Source organism: Cytobacillus sp. MT66, from assembly GCF_058792595.1.
This window is the reverse complement of record NZ_JBXAFB010000012.1, coordinates 1-20,325: the sequence shown is the minus strand read 5'-3', so window position 1 is coordinate 20,325 and position 20,325 is coordinate 1. Positions and strand designations below refer to the sequence as shown.

Below are 20,325 nucleotides of genomic sequence, written 5' to 3'. Positions count from 1 at the left end.
ACAAGCTCTCTGAAAACAAATAGGTAAATATACTCCTCTTTATCATAGCCTCTTGCTATATTCATACTACTTGTAATAATATAGCAATTGGGTTTGAAAATCAAGTTGCACTAAAAAATGCATAAATATTATATCAGACAAATAAAAATTCTGAATAAGTATTCATATTTTGTATTTAGACCTTGACGAAAATTGACGAAAAAAATATTTTTTTTTGGTCCATAATATATTGATAAATAAATATTTCGAGAGAGTTTCAATGTTTTTTGAGAATTATCTTACTTGAAATATAATTTCAAACTAATTATAATAAATCTAGCAAACTGTCTCTTTACAAAATTGTTACAAATATAGCAAATTCGTTAAGTCTTTAGCTAAGTAAATTATTATTGTATAAAAGTAAGTTAAATGTTTCCATGTAATGGTCGTATCCTCTTTTTTTAAAATTGTCAGAATAATAGAGGAATTGATTCTTATATGATTAATGCAAACTTACTTTTTTAATGACTTAACTAAATTTGTCTGTTTATTTTTCACTGTAATTCACAGACTATTTAAGAAATATATTCATGAGCTACATTTGTGTTTCTTGAATGTATTTTGTAAAGAAAGCGTTTGCAAAAAATAGGAGGTAGAGACCGTGAAGAAAAGATTATCAGTTCTTTTTAGTATGCTGCTAGTTCTTAGCATGTTCCTTGCAGCGTGTGGCGGCAATGACAATGCCGGCAATGATAACGGCGGTGACAAAGACGGAAGCAAGTCAGATGTTCCGCAAGAATTACGTGTAAATATCAACTCTGAACCACCTTCACTTCACCCTGGTTTAGCGAAGGATTCAACTTCAGGTACTGTGCTTCGACAAACATTCGAAGGATTAACTCGAATTGGAAAAGATGGCAAGCCGATCGAAGCAGCAGCAGAAAAAATTGAAGTTTCAGAAGACCAAAAGGTTTATACCTTTACTCTTCGTGATGCACAATGGTCAAATGGCGACCCTGTAGTAGCTAAAGATTTTGAATATGCTTGGAAATGGGCGTTAGATCCTAATAACCAATCAGAATATGCTTATCAGCTTTACTATATTAAAGGTGCTGAAGCAGCTAACACTGGTTCAGGAAGCATGGATGATGTTGGTATTGTAGCGAAAGATGACAAAACATTAGAGGTAACTCTAGAAAATCCAACACCATTCTTCTTAGAACTTACAGCATTCTATACTTATCTTCCAATTAACAGCAAAATTGCTGAGGCAAACAAAGATTGGGCAAATGATGCTGGCGAAAACTACACTTCTAATGGTCCATTCGTTATGACAGAGTGGTCTCACAGCGACAAGATTGTCCTTGAAAAGAATGACACATATTGGGATAAAGATGCAGTAAAACTAGAAAAAATTGAAATGATCATGATTAATGATCCTAACACTGAGTTATCAATGTTCGATAATGGCGAACTTCATTGGGCTGGTGCACCAACAGGCGCTCTTCCAACAGATGCCATGCAAGCTCTTAAAGATGACGGACGTCTGATCACAAAACCAATTGCTGGTATTTACAACTATAAATTCAACACAACTGTTGAACCTTTCAACAATGCAAATATCCGCAAGGCATTTACATTTGCAATTAACCGTCAGGAAATCATTGACAATATCCTTCAGGGCGAACAGCTGCCAGCACAGGCAATCGTACCGCCAACTATGTTCCCAGAGAACGAAGAGGGATATTTCGCTGATAATGATGCTGAAAAAGCAAAAGAATATTTACAAAAAGGTTTAGAAGAGCTAGGGCTTAAAGATGTTTCTGAGCTTCCGGCTATCACACTTTCATACAACACTTCAGAAGGTCACCAAAAAATTGCTCAGGCTATCCAAGATATGTGGAAACAAAATCTTGGTGTTGAAGTAACTCTAGATAACCAAGAGTGGGCAGTGTTCCTTGATAAGATGCATTCACTTGATTATCAAGTAGGACGTATGGGCTGGTTAGGAGACTTTAACGATGCAATTAACTTCCTTGAAATGTATCGCGACGCCGATGGCGGAAACAATGATACAGGCTGGGAAAGCAAAAAGTTCCAAGATCTTCTAGCTCAATCTGCTGTAGAAACTGATGCAGAAAAACGTCAGCAGCTATTAAAAGATGCTGAAGCAGTAATTATGGATGAAATGCCAGTAATGCCTATTTACTTCTATACTGAGAACTGGGTACAGGCTGACAACTTAAAAGATGTTGTTATTTCTGGTCTTGGTGATGTTCAGTACAAGTGGGCATATTTTGAATAATAAAACCTTATAAACGAAAGGTATATAAGGGAGCCTGTCTCCTTTATATACCTTCGTTTCTGCTTTAAGGATGTAAAAATTGGAGGTGTCTGACAATGGCGAAATATATTGGAAAGCGCTTGCTGTACATGCTTATTTCTCTTTGGCTCATCATAACGGCAACGTTTTTCTTCATGCGCATTGCACCAGGAAACCCATTTACTTCAGAGAAAAAACTTCCTCCGGAAATTGAAGCAAATCTAAACGCACATTTTGGATTAGACAAACCTTGGTATGCTCAATATGGAGATTATCTTTTAAGAATTTTGAAATGGGATTTTGGTCCGTCTTTTAAATACAAAGCACAAACCGTAAATGACTTAATTAGTGAAGGTTTTCCTGTATCCGCTGCTCTTGGTCTGGAAGCCATTTTGCTAGCTGTGGCATTTGGTATTATCTTAGGAATTATTGCAGCATTAAAGCATAATAAATGGCAGGATTACACTGCGATGATTGTCGCTGTATTGGGGATTTCTGTTCCATCCTTTATCATGGCTACCTTTTTACAATATTTTCTTGCCATTAAGATGGGAATTTTCCCAGTTGCGAGATGGGAATCTTTTATGCACACTGTATTGCCGGCTATAGCATTGGGATCAACACCAATGGCTTTTATTGCCCGTCTAACTCGTTCCAGCATGCTTGAGGTATTAAGCAACGATTATATTAAAACTGCAAAAGCAAAAGGGTTATCAAGCGGAGTTATTACAGTGAAACATGCTATCCGAAATGCGCTTTTGCCAGTTGTAACATACATGGGTCCGCTGACTGCGGGAATACTGACAGGAAGCTTTGTAATCGAAAAGATTTTTGGTATTCCTGGATTAGGTTCTCACTTTGTTACTAGTATCTCAAATCGTGACTATACAGTTATTATGGGTGTAACAGTGTTCTATAGTATTTTGTTACTCCTATCTATTCTCCTCGTTGATATCGCATATGGAATTATCGACCCACGAATTAAACTTGCCGGCGGGAAGAAAGGAGAGTAAATAAATGCAAATATCGAAAGATAAATTTCAGCTCGTCGGAACTCACTTAACTGACGCAGAAAAAATTTCAAAACCAAGTCTTTCATTTTGGAAGGATGTATTTGTCCGATTCAAAAAAAATAAGCTTGCTATATTTGGATTAGTTCTTCTAATCATTTTAATTATCATGGCGATCGCAGGACCGCATATGACACCTTATGATTATGCGACAAATGACTTAAGCAATAAAAATAAAGCTCCATCTTCTGAACACTGGTTTGGAACAGATGACCTTGGCCGTGATGTGTTCACACGTACATGGGAAGGTGCTCGTATTTCAATCTTCATCGGTGTTGCAGCGGCGCTGATTGATCTGTTTATCGGTGTTTTATGGGGCGGGATTTCAGGCTATAAAGGCGGACGCACAGATGAATTTATGATGCGTTTAGCTGACGTCTTATATGGCGTGCCTTATTTATTGCTTGTTATTCTGTTAATGGTTGTACTTGGCCAAGGACTGGGTACGATGATACTGGCCATGACAATTACCGGCTGGATTAATATGGCACGGATTGTCCGTGGACAAGTATTGTCATTAAAGAGCCAGGAATATGTACTTGCAGCAAAGACACTTGGAGCAAGTACATCAAGAATAATGGCCAAACACTTAATACCAAATTCTATGGCTCCAATTCTTGTTACCATGACATTAACGATCCCAAATGCGATTTTTACGGAAGCATTTTTAAGTTATTTAGGTCTAGGGTTAACACCTCCACTTGCCAGCTGGGGAACAATGGCTAACGATGGTCTGCCAGCATTGCGCTATTATCCATGGCGTTTATTCTTCCCAGCTACATTTATTTGTTTAACCATTTTTGCGTTTAACGTTGTTGGTGACGGCCTTCGAGATGCCTTAGACCCGAGACTTCGCAAATAATAAAAGTGTAGGCGGTTTGCCCCAGGGTCTTACGTTTTTAGACCCTGTAAACGCCGACCTGGATAATGGGAGTGAGAAAATGGAAAAAGTACTGGAAGTAAAAGATTTAGAAGTCTCATTCCAAACTTATGGAGGCCATGTTAAAGCGGTACGCGGTGTCAGCTTTGATCTTCATAAGGGGGAGACACTTGCTATTGTGGGTGAGTCAGGCTCTGGAAAGAGTGTTACCTCTCAGTCAATTATGAAATTAATACCAATGCCGCCAGGGAAGATTACAGGCGGGCAAATCCTGTTTAATGGTGACGATATTGTTCCAAAGACAGAAAAAGAAATGGAGAAAATCCGCGGAAAAGAAATTAGCATGATTTTCCAGGATCCAATGACTTCCCTGAATCCAACAATGAAGATTGGGTATCAGATTATGGAAGGTTTGATAAAGCATCAAAATATGTCCAAGCAGGATGCGAAAAAACGGGCGGTCGAGCTTTTAACATTAGTTGGGATCCCGATGCCGGAAAAACGTGTGAATCAGTATCCTCACGAATTTTCCGGTGGGATGAGGCAGCGTGCAATGATTGCCATTGCTTTAGCAGCGAATCCAAAGCTTTTAATTGCCGATGAACCGACAACAGCTCTTGATGTTACCATCCAGGCCCAAATCCTGGATTTGATGAAGGAATTACAGAATAAAATGGAAACTTCGATCATTTTCATTACACACGACCTTGGTGTTGTTGCAAACGTAGCCGATCGTGTGGCAGTTATGTATGCAGGCCAAATTGTTGAAATGGGTACTGTGGATGAAATATTCTATGATCCCCGCCACCCATACACATGGGGACTGCTTGCCTCCATGCCTAGCTTAGAAAATGATGAAAAAGAAGAATTGGCTGCTATTCCTGGCACACCGCCAGACCTTACAAATCCTCCGAAAGGAGATGCATTTGCGCCAAGAAATAGGTATGCACTTGCAATAGATTTTGAAGAAGAGCCGCCAATGTTCCAGGTTTCCGACACGCATTTTGCGAAAACCTGGCTTCTTCATCCGGATGCTCCTAAAGTTGAGCCGCCGGAAGCTGTAAAAAAACGGTTGCGCCAATTATCCTCCAACTATAAAGAGCCAGTTTTGCTGAAGGAGGGTAAATAATCATGGCTGAAAAATTACTTGAAATCAAAAATTTAAAACAGTATTTTAATATTGGTAAGCCTAATATGGTAAGGGCTGTTGATGGAATATCCTTTGATATTTATAAAGGGGAAACACTAGGTCTTGTTGGTGAATCTGGTTGTGGAAAGTCAACAACCGGCCGTACGATAATTAGGCTTTATGATGCAACAGACGGCCAGGTCCTATTTAACGGGGAAGATGTCCATGGCAAAAAGTCTGCAAAAGAATTAAAGAAGTTTAACCGGAAAATGCAGATGATTTTCCAGGATCCGTATGCTTCTTTAAATCCGCGGATGACGGTTGCTGATATCATTGCCGAGGGCATTGATATTCATGGATTGGCAAAAGGTAAAAAGGGACGTATGGAAAAGGTTTATCAATTGCTTGAAACCGTTGGACTGAATAAAGAACACGCAAGCCGATATCCGCATGAATTTTCAGGCGGACAAAGGCAGCGTATTGGTATTGCCCGCGCTTTAGCGGTGGAACCGGACTTTATTATTGCTGACGAGCCGATTTCTGCTCTCGATGTTTCGATTCAAGCACAGGTTGTTAACCTAATGAAGAAGCTTCAGCGTGAGAAAGGTTTAACCTATCTGTTCATCGCTCATGACCTTTCTATGGTTAAGTATATAAGCGACCGAATTGGTGTTATGTACTTTGGTAAGCTAGTTGAGCTTGCGCCTGCAGAGGATTTATACAACAAGCCAATGCATCCATATACGCAAAGCTTATTATCAGCAATTCCGCTGCCCGATCCTGAAACAGAGAGAACCCGCAAGCGGAAGTCATATGATCCAAAGGTTCATCAATATGGTGAGAATGAAAAGCTTGAAATGCGTGAAATAACTCCTGGACATTTTGTCTATTGTTCTGAGAAGGAAGAAAAGGAGTTAAAGAAGAAATACGCTAAATAACGAAAAACGCAAGCGCCAGGGGCACTTGCGTTTTTTCTATTTATTCTTTTTTCCTCCGACTGCTTTCCAGCCAGTCTGGAATTTCAAAGATTGCTCAACAAATTGGTTGCGGTTTTTCCCGCCAAAAAGTCTTTCACCGAGTGCATTTGTAAGAACTCCTAATACAGCAGTAAGCCCAATGATTAAAATCGCCACAATCGCAAGATCCATTATGTACCCAGGCATCTTAATCCCCCATTTTGAATTTTTTGATAAAATCCCTTGTTTCTATTGTATTAAAGTTTTGCCTGTATTGAAAGAGGGTATATGCCAAATACTTTAATTATAGTGGAATTTCTGGATTAAATTCTTCAATAATTATTAAGGTTAATGTGGTTTAATATCTTAGTTGATTGGAACGGAAGGCGCGTAGACTCCTGGGGGATCAGCGTTGAAGTGAGACCTCGCAGGAGCAGTCGCTCCGAGGAGGCTCACAAAACGCCCCCCGGAAAGCGAAGCGCCTGGAGTGGAAATCAACGGCTGCAGTTAGCAAAGCTTATTAAAGGAGAGATCATATGCATTGGTATGAAAAATTGAATCAATATTTTCCTGTAGAGGAAATGAAATCAAAGGAACATATGGAAAGTTTATTGAAGGAGCGCTCTGATATTTATCATAAAGATGAAGGGCAATACCATGTTCTAATGTATGCGGAATTTGATTCATTTATTTTTATTGACTATTTATTTGTGTCAAGTGAATCCCGCGGACAAGGGCTTGGCCATAAATTAATTGAAAAACTAAAAGATAAAAGGAAGCCAATAATTCTTGAAGTAGAGCCTGTTAACTATGAGGATACAGATACAGAAAAAAGGCTTCGATTCTATAAGAGGGAAGGTTTTGAACACGCCCAATCAATCGGTTATAGAAGGCGGTCTTTGGCGACAAAAGAGATTAACGAAATGGAAATTTTGTATTGGGCTCCAAATAATGAAAGTGAAGAATTAATTTATGAATCTATGGTAAAGACTTATGAGCTGATCCACACCTACCGTGACAAACATTTCTACGGTGAATCGTACCAGCCGGCCGAGGAAGTTCTTACTTTTGCAGAGGACTCAAGTAATCAAAATATTTTAGATGAAATTTGAAACTTTTCAGCTTCTCAAACGTCTTATATATTAGGGCAATGTAAATGATCAATCTGTTTTATTAATGTCATAGTATTTACATAAAAAGATGTACCAAATCAACTTTATTTGGTGTATAATAAATAATATAAATTACTTTTTTATAGTAATTTTAATTTATGAAAGATTTACTTGTTCATTAATAAACATATGATCATTTAGATAGATTTCTACGTCTATATTTAAGGAGTGAATTTGTAATATGGTTACATTATACACTTCACCAAGTTGTACTTCTTGCCGTAAAGCCAAGCTATGGCTGGAAGAGCATGATATCGAATATAAAGAAAGAAATATTTTTTCAGAGCCTTTATCAATTGAGGAAATCAAAGAGATATTGAGAATGACTGAAGATGGTACTGACGAAATTATTTCAACAAGATCAAAGATATTCCAAAAACTTGAAGTGAATTTAGAAACATTGCCATTGCAGGATTTATTTAAACTCATCCAGGATAACCCTGGTTTGCTTCGCCGTCCAATTATCATTGACGAGAAGCGTTTACAGGTTGGTTATAATGAAGATGAAATAAGACGTTTCCTTCCAAGAAGGGTGCGCACATTCCAGCTAAGAGAAGCACAGCGTTTAGTAAATTAATAAGCAAAAAGGCCTTCTTTTTCATAAAAGGAGGCCTTTTCTAACTGATTGAGGCTAAAGGTTTGAGATAAGTTGAAAACTTTGATAAAATAGGGGAAATTCAAACCTTTGGAGGATTGAATTTAAATTTCATTTTGCTATCTAGGCGTTTAATGGTTTTTCAAATGTTGTGACATTTGCATTCCCTTTATTCTCTTTTTATCATAAAATAAAAGTACAAGGTGCAATAATCAAAACCTTCTATTTAAAGGGATTGAACCATATTAAAGAAATGGGTGCAAAACAACGGATTAGATAAGGGTTTATCCCTTTAACCAATTCCGGAAGGGAGAGTTGCAAAATGGAAATTGAACGTATCAATGATCATACTGTAAAATTTTATATTTCGTATGTTGATATAGAAGAAAGGGGCTTCGAGCGCGATGAGATATGGTATAACCGTGAGCGCAGCGAAGAACTCTTTTGGGAAATGATGGATGAAGTTCACCAGGAAGAGGAGTTTACCGTTGAGGGACCGCTTTGGATCCAAGTACAGGCCCTCGATAAAGGGCTTGAAATACTTGTGACAAAAGCACAGATTTCAAAAGACGGCCAAAAATTTGAGCTGCCAATTCTTGATGAAAAACTTAAAGATCTTCCTGTTGATGAAAATATAGAAGAACTGCTCGATCATACATTCAACCATGATTCTGATTCTGAAGATGAAGATAAATTGGATTTTCTCCTTACCTTTAGGGATTTTGAGGACGTCATTTCACTGGCAAAGCGCGGCGGGCTGGATTTAATTCCAACGAAGCTTTATGCCTTTGAGGGTAAATATTATTTATTTGTTGAATTTCCTGAAGAGCTTTTTGATGAGGATGATATTGATAACCTGTTATCTATTTTACTTGAATATGGCATAGAGACACAAATGACCATTTATCGGGTGGCAGAATATGGGAAGTTGATCATCGGCGAAAATGTATTTAAAGAATTAAGAAAGTATTTTTAACAAATTTCCGATTTCTGATTCGAAATCGGCTTTTTTTTTGCTTTTATAATAAAATATAAATGTTATTTCCTTTTGTGGGAATTTTTATAGGGCAAGCAGGTGAAAGTGTGAAAAATACGGTTAGACTTCTTTTATATGTTGTTGTGCTCGCAGGACTAGTATTTTTATATGATAATTATATTCAGCAGACAGGTGCTTTCTTTTGGGTTGTCAGTCTTCTAATGACTATTTCCGTCATTTTTATTGCATTTGTTATCTTCCTTGAAAACCGCCATCCTTCACAGACGTTAACATGGCTTGTCGTTCTGGGAAGCTTCCCGCTGTTTGGGTTCTTCTTTTATCTCTTATTTGGCCGGAATTACCGAAAAGAGAAAATGTTCCGTGAAAAATATTTTTTGGATAAAAAAGCCTTTTTAAGAGTTGAAGGTGAGGCCGAGCTGATTGCAAATGAAAAGATGAGGCAATTAGGCGATCACCAGCGAAAGCTTTTTCATTTGGCGCATAAGATTGGCAATAGCCCAATTTCTTTTGCAACGAAAACTCAGGTGCTGACAAACGGTGATGAGACCTTTTCACATATACTGGATGCCCTAAAGCAGGCTGCTCACCATATTCATCTCGAGTATTATATTGTTCGTCATGATCATATAGGTCAAGAAATTAAGGACATTTTAATACAAAAGGCAAAGGAAGGGGTAAAGGTCCGTTTCCTCTTTGATGCTGTGGGGTCATGGCAGCTTTCAGATAAATATGTGGATGAACTTAGGCAATCAGGGGTGGAAATGATTCCTTTCGGCCCAGTTCGTCTGCCATTTTTAAATAGCAAATTTAATTTTAGAAATCATCGCAAAATCATCGTGATCGACGGCAGTATCGGCTTTGTAGGCGGCTTAAACATTGGAGATGAGTATTTAGGCAGGGATAAAGGGTTTGGCTTCTGGCGTGATACCCATTTAATGCTAAAGGGTGAGGCAGTCAGAACATTGCAGCTTATCTTCCTGCAGGATTGGTATTATATGACTAACCAAAGCATGCTATCAGCGGATTATTTGTCACCCGCGCTTGAGGAAAGCATACATGGAGGGGTTCAGTTAATTGCAGGAGGGCCTGATAATGAATGGAGTGTCATCAAGAATATTTTCTTCTCTATGATAACGTCGGCGGAAAAGTCTGTCTGGATTGCTTCACCATACTTTATTCCGGATGAAGATATTTTTTCCGGATTGAAAATTGCTGCCTTAAGCGGTATTGATGTGAAGCTTCTGGTGCCAAAACGTCCGGATAAACGAATTGTTTTTTATGCTTCACGTTCCTATTTTCCAGAACTTCTTGAAGCTGGAGTAAAAATTTATGAATATGAAAAAGGCTTTATGCACAGCAAAATTGTCATTGTTGACGGAGAGCTAGCCTCAATAGGCACATCTAATATGGATATGCGAAGCTTCCATCTAAACTTTGAAGTGAACGCCTTCCTATACCGTACAGGAAGTACACAAAAACTCGTCACCGAATACCTTAACGACCTTAAACACTCAAGAGAAATCAACCGAAGCATATTCGAAAGAAGACACATTGGCTATCGCATCATCGAGTCAACCTCAAGATTATTATCGCCGCTTTTATAAGGGACCACTTTAAAGCGGTGGGGGACAGTCCCCCGATGGTTTAATGCGTTAAACCATCGTAGGACTGTCCTCTTTTTTTGAGGGATGAAGGATTTTTTGTAAATTTGTCGAAATTTAACTGATGTAAAAAAGAAAGGAGCTGATGAGTTGCTAGTTTCGCTAACTAAGCAAGGGAAATTAATTAATGCGGTAAAAAACAGCCGCACACAGCTGTTGGAACTTAGAAGACAGGAGGTTTTTTATTGTCCCGAGTGCGGGGAAGATGTGAGCTTAAAAGTTGGAACGAAAAAGATTCCTCATTTTGCCCACAAACAGGGATCAGCCTGCTCAGAGAGCTATGAGCGGGAATCCGAGTACCATTTATCCGGAAAGCTCCGTCTATTTCAGTGGCTTGAAACCAATGGCGTCTCACCAAAGCTCGAGCCATATTACAAAGATATAGCCCAGCGCCCGGATATTGGCTTTGCTTATAATGGTGTTGAATATGCCATCGAATATCAATGCTCAACGATTCCGGAAGAATTATTTATTAAACGCACGGAAGCCTATTTATTGGCAAATATTACCCCCATCTGGATTCGGGCCGGAAAGAGTATGAAGAGAAAGGGCAGCACCCAAGCTGTTTTATCAGGATTTGATTATTTATTTCTCTCCAATATGCTTTCGAACCAATGGACAGTTTTGGGTTTTTGTCCCATCACGAATGAATTCATCAGCCTTCAGCAAATTCTCCCGTATTCCGCAAAAAATGTCATTTCCAAGTTCAATGTGAAGCCTTTACAAAAGACCGCGCTATCCGATCTTCTTCAGCCAATCCATTCTTCACCCGTTAACAGCAACATTTGGATGCATGAAATAAGAAAAGCGAAAACCATCACGATTCCCCTTTATGGCTCCATGAAAAACAAATTTCTTCAAGAGCTGTATGTTAATCGCCTGAGTCCTTCGCTGCTGCCGCCAGAAATTGGTCTCCCCGTCTACCATGGGGTGCATATCGAAACCTCGCCAATTGAATGGCAAAGCTACATTTTCATAGACTCCCTTACTACCCGTAAAGATCTTTCATTAGAATCCATCCTACATGCATTTTCCAAAAGAGTTAGGAATAAAGATATTAAATTGAGAAATCTTCCTCTGAGCAAAGGGGGGAGTGCTGCCAAAGCAGTACAAGAATATATCACCCTTCTGAACAGCATTCAAGTCCTGGAACCAGCAGGAGAAAATTACATTCGAAAGAAAAGACCAATTATTATAGCAGAAAACCAAAAAGACCACTTAGAAAACGAAAGGATTTTTTATAAGAAATACGGCAAAATAATCATGACCTCTATTAAGCCAAACGGTTGATATTTTCTTTTTCAGTCAGTGTGTTAAGGTTAGTTTAACTGCTTAGTTGATTTTCGCTGAAATCAACGGTCAGTTTAAACTGACCCCTTCTTAAAAAGAAAAGCCCATTATTAAAGGACTTTATATGCTAGAGCTAGAAATAATTTATTTAATGATCTTTGTAAAATATGGAATGGAGGATGGATTTATGGCTAATGAAGCAGGAGTGAAAGCCCTTCCAGCTAGAAAAGAAGTGCCTGAAGAACTGACATGGAGACTCGAAGATATCTTTGACAATGATGAGGCATGGGACAAGGAATATAAAGAGGTTAGTCAACTGATCCCTGATGCACAGCAATACCAGGGAAAGCTAGGAGAGAGTGCTGACCTATTATATGAAGCGCTCCAATATCAGGACAGGCTGCTTGAGCGCCTTGGAACCCTCTATACATATGCCCATATGCGCTATGACCAGGATACCACCAATTCCTTTTATCAAGGAATGGATGACAGAATCAAAAATCTCTATTCCCAGGCAGGCAGCGCCCTAGCCTACATTGTACCGGAGCTTTTGTCAGTGGATGAAGAAAAAATAAATGGCTTTTTAGAGGAAAAGAAAGAGCTTCAATTATATAAACAATCATTAGAAGAAATTAACTTGCAGCGCCCACACGTCTTGTCAGCTGAACAGGAAGCAATGCTGGCACAAGCATCTGAAGTATTTGATGCTTCAAGCAATACCTTTGGCATGCTGAATAATGCTGATCTTGAATTCCCATCCATTAAGGATGAAAACGGCGAAGAGGTAGAAGTAACCCATGGCCGCTACATCCGTTTTCTGGAAAGTGACGACCAAAGGGTCAGGCATGATGCCTTTAAGGCGGTTTATGATACGTATGGAAAATTTAAAAATACTTTTGCAAGCACACTAAGCGGAAATGTGAAGAAAAATAATTTCTATGCAAAAATAAGAAATTATCAATCAGCTCGCGAGGCCGCTTTATCTGCTAACAATATTCCTGAATCCGTATATGATAATCTAGTGGAAACAGTGAATAATCATCTGCATCTTTTGCATCGCTATGTCAAGCTGCGCAAAAAGGTGCTTGGCCTTTCTGATCTTCATATGTATGATCTATACACACCTTTGGTGAAAGAAGTGAAGATGGACATTAAATATGAAGAAGCAAAGGATATTATTTTAAAAGGATTAGAACCTCTTGGCGATGATTATTTGAAGGTTTTAAAAGAAGGCTTTGAAAATCGCTGGGTAGATGTACTTGAAAATAAAGGAAAGCGGAGCGGTGCGTATTCCTCCGGCTCTTATGGAACAAATCCATATATACTTATGAACTGGCAGGATAATGTAAATAACCTCTTTACCCTTGCACACGAATTCGGGCATTCCGTCCATAGCTATTATACGAGAAAGTCGCAGCCATACCCATATGGAAATTATTCAATTTTCGTTGCTGAGGTTGCTTCTACATGCAATGAAGCTCTTTTAAGCCACTATTTAGAGAAGACCGTTGATGATGACAAGAAACGATTATATTTGTTAAATCATTATCTTGAGGGGTTTAGGGGCACTGTTTTCCGACAGACCATGTTTGCGGAATTTGAACATCTTATCCATCAGATGGGACAAAATGGCGAGGCATTAACAGCTGAATCGTTAACGCAAAAGTACTATGATTTGAACAAAAAATACTTTGGTGAAGAAAACCTGGCCATTGATGAAGAAATCGGGCTAGAATGGTCTAGAATCCCTCATTTTTATTACAATTACTATGTCTACCAATATGCAACAGGATTTAGTGCAGCAACCGCTTTAAGCAAGCAAATATTGGAGGAAGGCGGACCGGCAGTCGAAAGATATATTGGTTTCCTAAAAGCCGGAAGCTCCGATTATCCAATTGAAGTTCTTAAAAAGGCGGGGGTCGACATGACAAGCTCAAAACCAGTTGAGGACGCATGCAAAGTTTTCGAAGAAAAGCTTAATGAAATGGAAAAATTATTAGGATAAGCTTAAAATGCAAAAAAGGAGACCAGAGTATGGTTCTCCTTTTTTGCCGTTAAAACCCTTTAAAGCTCCTCCGGTTATTAAGCGATGAAATGAAAATGAATAAAGATAAAAATAACAGTGGTGAACTAATTAAGATTGGAAAAATTTTTAAAAGTGCAAAAAAGTTTAATATAAAAGAAATAACTACAAAACAGAGCATGATGATAAAGGGAATCCTCTTCATTTCAATCCTCCAAATTTGTACATGTCATTTTTGTCCTATAAAAAATATATTCTTTATTTCCTGTATTATGAGGGGATTTGACAATAATGTGAATAAAAGCACAAACTCATTGATAAATAAAAAAGGACGTGTTATATTACAGATATGAAGTTGATCACAACAAACATTACCCCTTGTTTGCCGTGAAAAATTTCTCCCATCCCCTTTTTTCGTATGAAAACAAAGACCATGCATAAAATGCATGGTCTTTGTTTTGTTTACATATTTTGATATCTCCAAAACACTCCGTATTTCACCGGAATTCTTTCAACCATTTGTTTTAACTGAAGCTTTTTCATTTCTCGTTCCGCTTCATTAATGGTTAAATTGTAAACTACTGCAATTTCCTTGGAAGCAACAAATTTAAAATATTTTATAAATGTTTCGATTGGCGGAGGATCCATGCGCTCGGGCTTTTCAGCCAGCATTTCCTCTATAATTTGTTCATATACTTCATATGGGTAAAAACCGGTAACTTTAATTCCTTCATCCTCTATATGTTCATTAAAGAAGACCAGGGTGGGAATTTCCTGCACATCCATTTCGGACGTAATTTTTAAGTCACATTGAAAAGCTTTAGCTGCGCTGTCTGAATGAATGTCGTTGATAAATTCTGCTACATCCAGACCAGTATTTTTGGCACAGCCTTTAAGCACATCAAAGCTTGAAACATTTTGCTTATCCAGAAACAGTACCTCTTGAAGCTTTCGTAAGAACCTGATCCCAGATTTTCGTCCCTGCAGCTCTGCAGCTTTTATAGCTATTGAAGCAAGGTGAGGAGATGAGATCGGATTCTCAAACCAAAGTGAGCCATCACATGACATTCCTGAACGCGTGGCTGTTTTTTCCCAATGCTCAGCCATGTTTTCATATCCATGCTTTTTCCCGATATTTAAAGAAGCAAGTCTGCCGCTCAAGACATGCTTGATCGAAAAATAACGGCCATATTCAATAATTAGTTTTTTAATAATTGGTTCGAGTGCCCAGCATTCTGGACAAAGTGGATCAATAAACATGAACAATTCAAGCGGCTTTTTCTCGCTGCCATAACAATGAGGAGATGTCGGCTTTCTTTCGAATGATTCCTGATTGTTCAATGGTTCTCACCTTTCATCATTTCATTTTCGCACATAATGGATTTAGTAAGCTAAGTTCATTCTATCAATGAGTGATTTTTAACTCAAATAAATAGCTTAGACATTGTTCCTATATCTTTAGTTTAAATTGAAAAACGTCTATTGCAAACAATAGACGCTTAAAATCCAATATGTAATTTTAGGAAAGAAAGGTGCTTGTTATTTTTCTAACGTATTCCTCTGTTTCTTTAAAAGGAGGAATCCTTCCGCCGTATTTATCCACATTTCCAGGGCCTGCGTTATAGGCTGCTAGGGCAAGTTCAATATTGTCATCATATTTGTCCATCATCTGGCGCAAATATTTGGCTCCAGCAAAAATGTTTTCCTCAGGATCAAAAATATTCCGCACTCCCAGTCCTTTTGCTGTTTCTGGCATGAGCTGCATAAGGCCAGAGGCACCTGCGTGGCTTACTGCATTTGGGTTGAAATTAGACTCCTGTTTTATAACAGATTTTAAGAGCTTAGCAGGTATTTTAAAGGCATCTGCTGCTTTTTCAATCATGTCATTGATGGAAGGACTTAGGCTTTTAAATTTCTCCATGCCGGCCTGGCTGAAGGGAGGGAGAACCGGTGCTGGTACAGCATTCATCTCTTTAGTGGAAACATTATTCTCTTTGTTAATAGCAGGTAATGCCTGATCTGTATTAGTTTCAGCGATTATTTTAGCAAGGAGCTCCTGGAATAGGGAGTCTTGCTCAGGCTGCATGGAGCTGGTTTGGCTGAAGTTCTTTAATGCCTGCAATTCCAGCATGACTTTTAATTGTCCGGCGTTCATTAGTATGACTCCTTTTTCACTCGGTAAAAACGCTTAATTTTATTTTCTGTTTCTCTTAATGGAATTCGTAAATCCTGCAGCAGGCCGGTAAATACCTTTTGGCCTGTTTCTCTGCTGCTTACTTCATATTCTAACTCATAATCTTCCTTATTTAAATATAAACTATGGTCCAGAACTATAAGGCCGTCTTTGTATGCTTTCTGGGCGCGCTTTGTTTTTAAAGAGCCAAAATACGTAATGGATTCTGCAGAAACACCAAGTTGATTGATGACCTCTATCATGGCTGGATGATTGATTTTGCCTGAGCGCAGGATAGCCTCTTTTTCTGAAACGCTAAGCAATTCCGTTGTTTCAAGAAGTCCCTCTTTGTGCGGCTGCTTTAATGTCAATTCAAAGCTGCTTTTTTTTTCTCTTAGCCTAAGAGCACAGCCTTTTTCTTTTAAAGCAAATACTGGTGTATCAAAATAGTGGTTCTCCTGTGTAAAAAAGTCACTATCGTTTATATTAAAAAACTTTTTAAGAAGTTCAAATTCTTCCTTCAAAAGCAAATTTTTAAACTCAATTTCAAGATTTTGCTCCATTATGATTCATCCTTTCAAAACAAACATCTTTCGCTGCGTTCATTTTATTATCTCTTTCTCCATTCAATCCCGCAAATTTTTTTAGATTATTTCAATGCTTATGATAAAATAGTAGGGAGTTTGGAGGTTGAAAATATGAAAAAGAAAATAACAATTACGGATGCAATATTTAATGAGAATAAGAATGAATTAATGTTAAGTACAGATGAACAAATTTCTGTTGGAAGTCTTAAGCCAATGGAACAAATGCTGGTTGACTCAGATAACCTATCATTTATTTACATAACTGATCATCTAGACGACTATACTTACATAGTAATCCCAGAACCTTTTTGGTCTGTCCTTAAAAAAGCAATGGATCAAGATTCCAGCGTTTACTTAACAAACGGGAACGAAGATCTGCAGCTTTCAGGGCTTCATGAAGAGCTTGCCTACTTAATTGAAAATATAAAGGGAAACAGCAATTACGGAGAAGTAATGGTTGAAAAAGTGGAGGGAATCTTTAATTAAGTGATTTTCATCTAAGGTGGTGTTGTTCATGAAGGATTGGGAACAATTTTTACGTCCATACATGCAGGCCGTGGAGGAACTTAAGGTTAAGCTAAAAGGCATGAGAAAACAATTTCAGCAGGAAAATTTGCACTCCCCGATTGAATTTGTCACAGGCCGTGTTAAGCCTGTGGCAAGTATTTTGGATAAAGCTATTCAAAAAGGGATTACGCTGGATAATCTTGAAAAAGAAATGCAGGATATTGCTGGCCTTAGGATGATGTGTCAATTTGTGGATGATATTAAGAAGGTTGTTGAACTGTTAAGGAGCCGGAATGATTTTGAAATCGTTGAAGAAAGGGACTATATTTCCCATAAAAAAGTAAGCGGGTACCGATCCTATCATGTTGTCATCCTTTACCCAGTTCAGACAATTAAAGGAGAAAAAAAAATTCTTGTTGAAATTCAAATAAGGACACTTGCCATGAATTTTTGGGCAACCATTGAGCATTCATTAAATTATAAATATAAAGGCCAATTTCCGCAGGATATCCAAATGCGGCTGCAAAGAGCAGCAGAGGCTGCTTTTAGACTTGATGAGGAAATGTCCCTGATTCGCGGAGAGATCCAGGAGGCACAGGCCTTCTTTACAAGAAAAAAAGAACAGCAGCAGGATTCATAGAATTGATAAGGAGCAAAGGAAGATGAAGTTTGCCATTACCTCAAAAGGTGATAATGTATCAAATACTCTCATGCATAAAATGAAAACTTATTTATTGGATTTTGATCTTATCTATGACGAAGAGCAGCCAGACATAGTGATATCAGTCGGAGGCGATGGAACCTTACTTTATGCCTTTCACCGGTATACTGCTCGTCTGGATAAAACGGCTTTTGTCGGGGTTCACACCGGACATCTTGGCTTTTATGCCGACTGGGTTCCAGAAGAAATTGAAAAACTGGTTATAGCCATTGCCAAAACCCCTTATCATATTGTTGAATATCCATTGCTTGAGGTTATCATTAGATATCAGCATGGCGGACGGGAGACGCGGTACTTAGCCTTAAATGAATCAACCGTCAAAGCGGTCGATGCAACTCTTGTGATGGATGTGGTCATACGCAGCCAGCATTTTGAAAGATTTAGAGGTGATGGCCTTTGTGTTTCCACGCCATCAGGGAGTACAGCCTACAATAAAGCATTGGGAGGAGCGATATTGCATCCTTCGATTCAGGCGATCCAGCTGGCTGAAATGGCTTCCATCAATAATAAGGTCTTCCGGACGGTCGGTTCTCCGCTTGTTCTGCCAGCCCACCACACTTGTATGCTAAAGCCGGTGAACGACTCAGATTTTCAGATTACCATTGATCATCTAAATCTGCTCCATAAGGATGTTAAATCCATTCAATTCCGCGTTGCAGATGAAAAAGTCCGCTTTGCCCGTTTTCGGCCTTTCCCATTTTGGAAAAGGGTTCATGATTCATTCGTTGCAGATTAAGAAAAAGGCAGGAGCAAAGTATGACAAGGTTTCAGCTGCAATGGGTTATTGCTGATGAGGACAAAAACAAATTAATCAGGGATTTTTTAAAAGAAAAAAACATCTCAAAAACAGCCCTTACAGATATCAAATTTCAGGGCGGATCTATAATGGTCAACGGTAAAGAAGAGACTGTCCGTTATGTGCTTCAGCCAAAAGACCTGGTGACGGTTGAGTTTCCTGAAGAGCACCCGAGTGAAGGGCTAAAGGCTGAGACTATTCCATTAGATATTTTGTACGAAGACGAGTATGTGCTTGTGGTCAACAAGCCTGCGGGTATGAGCACGATTCCTTCGAGGGAGCATCCTGCAGGAAGTCTTGCCAATGCACTAATCGGCTATTATAAGCAAATGGGCCTCAAATCTTCGGCCCATATTGTAACTAGGCTTGACAGAGACACCTCTGGAATTGTCTTAATTGCTAAGCATAGACATGTTCATCACTTATTTAGTGAACAGCAGAAGTCCAGGGAAATTCATAGAATGTACGAAGCGTTTGCAGGAGGATTCGTGCAAGAAGATTCTGGGATTATTGAACAGCCAATTGCCCGGAAGCAAGACAGTATTATCGAAAGGGAGGTTAGCCCTGAAGGCCAATACGCCCTTACCAGGTTTCAGGTTCTTCAGCGCTTTCCGGAATTCACCTATCTGCGTCTCAAGCTGGAAACAGGACGTACCCACCAGATTCGCGTACACCTTTCCTATCTGGGGTATCCTTTGCTCGGAGATGATCTGTACGGAGGCAGCCTGGACCTTATTTCCAGGCAGGCTCTCCACTGTTGTAAGCTTGCTTTTTACCATCCCTTTTTAAAAAAACACATGGAATTTAACCAGGACCTCCCCGACGACATGAGGCAGCTTTTATAGCAGCCGGGGAGGTTCTTTACTGCGTTAAATCATTGGGGGCCTGACCCCCGACGGATTAACGCATTAACGCAATGGGGGACTGACCCACTAGCGTTGCACAGATGGAAAAAAATGCAAAAACGCTATTTTCTTTACACAAAACAAAAAGGCTCCTAATGTAGAAGAGAGACCATACTTGTTCCCTAATCTTCTACAAAAGGAGCTCATAACGTGAGTAAAAGTATAGGTCAAGAATTGGTAATTTGTCAATGTTTATCTTTACTTCCTTTAGAGGATTTTGATTGTCCTCTGATTGATTACGGAAAAAAATTAACTACAAAATCATTAATAAAAACCTTTGTTAGCGCGCAGTTAGATGAGTGGAAGTCCTACTCCCACATGGAAGAAAAGTTAAGGGCTTACCCAAAGTTGCGTAAGGAAATAGGTATTAAAGAAATAAGCGGCTCTCAATTAAGTCGACGAATCAATGATCTTCCCACCGAGAAAGTAAAGCGAGTATATGAAAAAGTGTTCGAACTTGTTCATAACCTTACTCGAGAACATCCAGGGATTCCTAACGGAATCGGAAGGTTAAAAATTATTGACTCTACCGAACTTAAGCTTCCAATGTCTTTTTGTGAT

General features: G+C 38.8%; 20 protein-coding genes, 1 pseudogene and 1 other annotated feature (1 of these 22 only partly in view). Of the genes and pseudogenes, 16 read left to right on the top strand and 5 right to left on the bottom strand.

All coding sequences use genetic code 11. The features are described 5' to 3' along the window. Positions 1 to 55: a binding site (T-box leader), on the bottom strand; it reaches 185 nt to the left of the window's first position. Between the two features lie 585 nt (positions 56 to 640). From AC1Q59_RS18825 to AC1Q59_RS18805, 5 genes are all read left to right on the top strand, one after another. Next, on the top strand, positions 641 to 2,284 hold the full coding sequence (locus AC1Q59_RS18825) for a peptide ABC transporter substrate-binding protein (protein WP_492367404.1): 1,644 nt from the start codon (positions 641 to 643) through the stop codon (positions 2,282 to 2,284). Between the two features lie 95 nt (positions 2,285 to 2,379). Beyond that, on the top strand, positions 2,380 to 3,315 hold the full coding sequence (locus tag AC1Q59_RS18820; RefSeq protein ID WP_492367403.1) for an ABC transporter permease: 936 nt from the start codon (positions 2,380 to 2,382) through the stop codon (positions 3,313 to 3,315). A gap of 4 nt (positions 3,316 to 3,319) precedes the next feature. Next, on the top strand, positions 3,320 to 4,234 hold the full coding sequence (locus AC1Q59_RS18815; RefSeq protein ID WP_492367402.1) for an ABC transporter permease: 915 nt from the start codon (positions 3,320 to 3,322) through the stop codon (positions 4,232 to 4,234). A gap of 79 nt (positions 4,235 to 4,313) precedes the next feature. Beyond that, entirely contained in the window at positions 4,314 to 5,381 is a 1,068-nt protein-coding gene (locus tag AC1Q59_RS18810; RefSeq protein ID WP_492367401.1) for an ABC transporter ATP-binding protein, read from the top strand. Positions 5,382 to 5,383: 2 nt separating this feature from the next. Continuing rightward, the gene (locus tag AC1Q59_RS18805) at positions 5,384 to 6,319 is read left to right on the top strand and encodes an ABC transporter ATP-binding protein (RefSeq protein ID WP_492367400.1); all 936 of its coding nucleotides are present in this window, start codon (positions 5,384 to 5,386) and stop codon (positions 6,317 to 6,319) included. A gap of 36 nt (positions 6,320 to 6,355) precedes the next feature. On the opposite strand, the gene AC1Q59_RS18800 is transcribed toward AC1Q59_RS18805, so the two are convergent. Beyond that, the gene (locus AC1Q59_RS18800) at positions 6,356 to 6,544 is read right to left on the bottom strand and encodes a hypothetical protein (protein ID WP_492367399.1); all 189 of its coding nucleotides are present in this window, start codon (positions 6,542 to 6,544) and stop codon (positions 6,356 to 6,358) included. Positions 6,545 to 6,873: 329 nt separating this feature from the next. Here AC1Q59_RS18800 and AC1Q59_RS18795 point away from each other — a divergent pair, with 329 nt between their 5' ends. The 6 genes from AC1Q59_RS18795 (at position 6,874) to pepF (ending at position 14,057) form a co-directional block, all read left to right on the top strand. After that, complete coding sequence (locus AC1Q59_RS18795) at positions 6,874 to 7,449, top strand: GNAT family N-acetyltransferase (RefSeq protein ID WP_492367398.1); 576 nt, start codon at positions 6,874 to 6,876, stop codon at positions 7,447 to 7,449. A gap of 241 nt (positions 7,450 to 7,690) precedes the next feature. Then, positions 7,691 to 8,086: a transcriptional regulator SpxA gene (gene spxA / locus AC1Q59_RS18790; protein ID WP_492367397.1), complete on the top strand. Its 396-nt coding sequence runs from the start codon at positions 7,691 to 7,693 to the stop codon at positions 8,084 to 8,086. Positions 8,087 to 8,426: 340 nt separating this feature from the next. Further along, positions 8,427 to 9,080, top strand: a complete 654-nt coding sequence (gene mecA / locus AC1Q59_RS18785; protein ID WP_492367396.1) for an adaptor protein MecA — start codon at positions 8,427 to 8,429, stop codon at positions 9,078 to 9,080. A 107-nt stretch (positions 9,081 to 9,187) separates the two neighbouring features. After that, entirely contained in the window at positions 9,188 to 10,705 is a 1,518-nt protein-coding gene (cls, locus tag AC1Q59_RS18780) for a cardiolipin synthase (protein WP_492367395.1), read from the top strand. A gap of 147 nt (positions 10,706 to 10,852) precedes the next feature. Next, positions 10,853 to 12,052, top strand: coding sequence for a competence protein CoiA (locus AC1Q59_RS18775; RefSeq protein ID WP_492367394.1), 1,200 nt, complete (start codon positions 10,853 to 10,855; stop codon positions 12,050 to 12,052). Positions 12,053 to 12,239: 187 nt separating this feature from the next. Beyond that, complete coding sequence (gene pepF, locus AC1Q59_RS18770) at positions 12,240 to 14,057, top strand: oligoendopeptidase F (protein ID WP_492367393.1); 1,818 nt, start codon at positions 12,240 to 12,242, stop codon at positions 14,055 to 14,057. A gap of 49 nt (positions 14,058 to 14,106) precedes the next feature. Here pepF and AC1Q59_RS18765 read toward each other — a convergent pair whose 3' ends face one another. The 4 genes from AC1Q59_RS18765 to AC1Q59_RS18750 all read right to left on the bottom strand — a co-directional run bounded on the left by AC1Q59_RS18765 (position 14,107) and on the right by AC1Q59_RS18750 (position 16,811). Continuing rightward, on the bottom strand, positions 14,107 to 14,256 hold the full coding sequence (locus AC1Q59_RS18765) for a hypothetical protein (protein ID WP_492367529.1): 150 nt from the start codon (positions 14,254 to 14,256) through the stop codon (positions 14,107 to 14,109). A 281-nt stretch (positions 14,257 to 14,537) separates the two neighbouring features. Beyond that, positions 14,538 to 15,416, bottom strand: coding sequence for a ClpXP adapter SpxH family protein (locus AC1Q59_RS18760; protein WP_492367392.1), 879 nt, complete (start codon positions 15,414 to 15,416; stop codon positions 14,538 to 14,540). 178 nt (positions 15,417 to 15,594) lie between these two features. Beyond that, complete coding sequence (locus tag AC1Q59_RS18755) at positions 15,595 to 16,230, bottom strand: lytic transglycosylase domain-containing protein (RefSeq protein ID WP_492367391.1); 636 nt, start codon at positions 16,228 to 16,230, stop codon at positions 15,595 to 15,597. Then, the gene (locus AC1Q59_RS18750; protein WP_492367390.1) at positions 16,230 to 16,811 is read right to left on the bottom strand and encodes a CYTH domain-containing protein; all 582 of its coding nucleotides are present in this window, start codon (positions 16,809 to 16,811) and stop codon (positions 16,230 to 16,232) included. The genes AC1Q59_RS18755 and AC1Q59_RS18750 overlap by 1 nt, the downstream gene beginning before the upstream one ends. 135 nt (positions 16,812 to 16,946) lie before the next feature. Here AC1Q59_RS18750 and AC1Q59_RS18745 point away from each other — a divergent pair, with 135 nt between their 5' ends. The 5 genes and pseudogenes from AC1Q59_RS18745 to AC1Q59_RS18725 form a co-directional block, all read left to right on the top strand. Beyond that, positions 16,947 to 17,321 carry a UPF0738 family protein gene (locus AC1Q59_RS18745; protein ID WP_492367389.1) on the top strand — a complete coding sequence of 125 codons (375 nt, stop codon included), beginning with the start codon at positions 16,947 to 16,949 and terminating at the stop codon, positions 17,319 to 17,321. 28 nt (positions 17,322 to 17,349) lie between these two features. Next, complete coding sequence (gene yjbM / locus AC1Q59_RS18740; RefSeq protein ID WP_492367388.1) at positions 17,350 to 17,982, top strand: GTP diphosphokinase; 633 nt, start codon at positions 17,350 to 17,352, stop codon at positions 17,980 to 17,982. Positions 17,983 to 18,004: 22 nt separating this feature from the next. After that, positions 18,005 to 18,799 (top strand): NAD kinase, encoded by a 795-nt coding sequence (locus AC1Q59_RS18735; RefSeq protein WP_492367387.1) that lies wholly within the window; start codon positions 18,005 to 18,007, stop codon positions 18,797 to 18,799. Positions 18,800 to 18,819: 20 nt separating this feature from the next. Further along, positions 18,820 to 19,704, top strand: a complete 885-nt coding sequence (locus AC1Q59_RS18730; protein WP_492367386.1) for an RluA family pseudouridine synthase — start codon at positions 18,820 to 18,822, stop codon at positions 19,702 to 19,704. A gap of 210 nt (positions 19,705 to 19,914) precedes the next feature. Next, positions 19,915 to 20,325, top strand: a pseudogene (locus AC1Q59_RS18725) (IS4 family transposase); the annotation flags it as partial.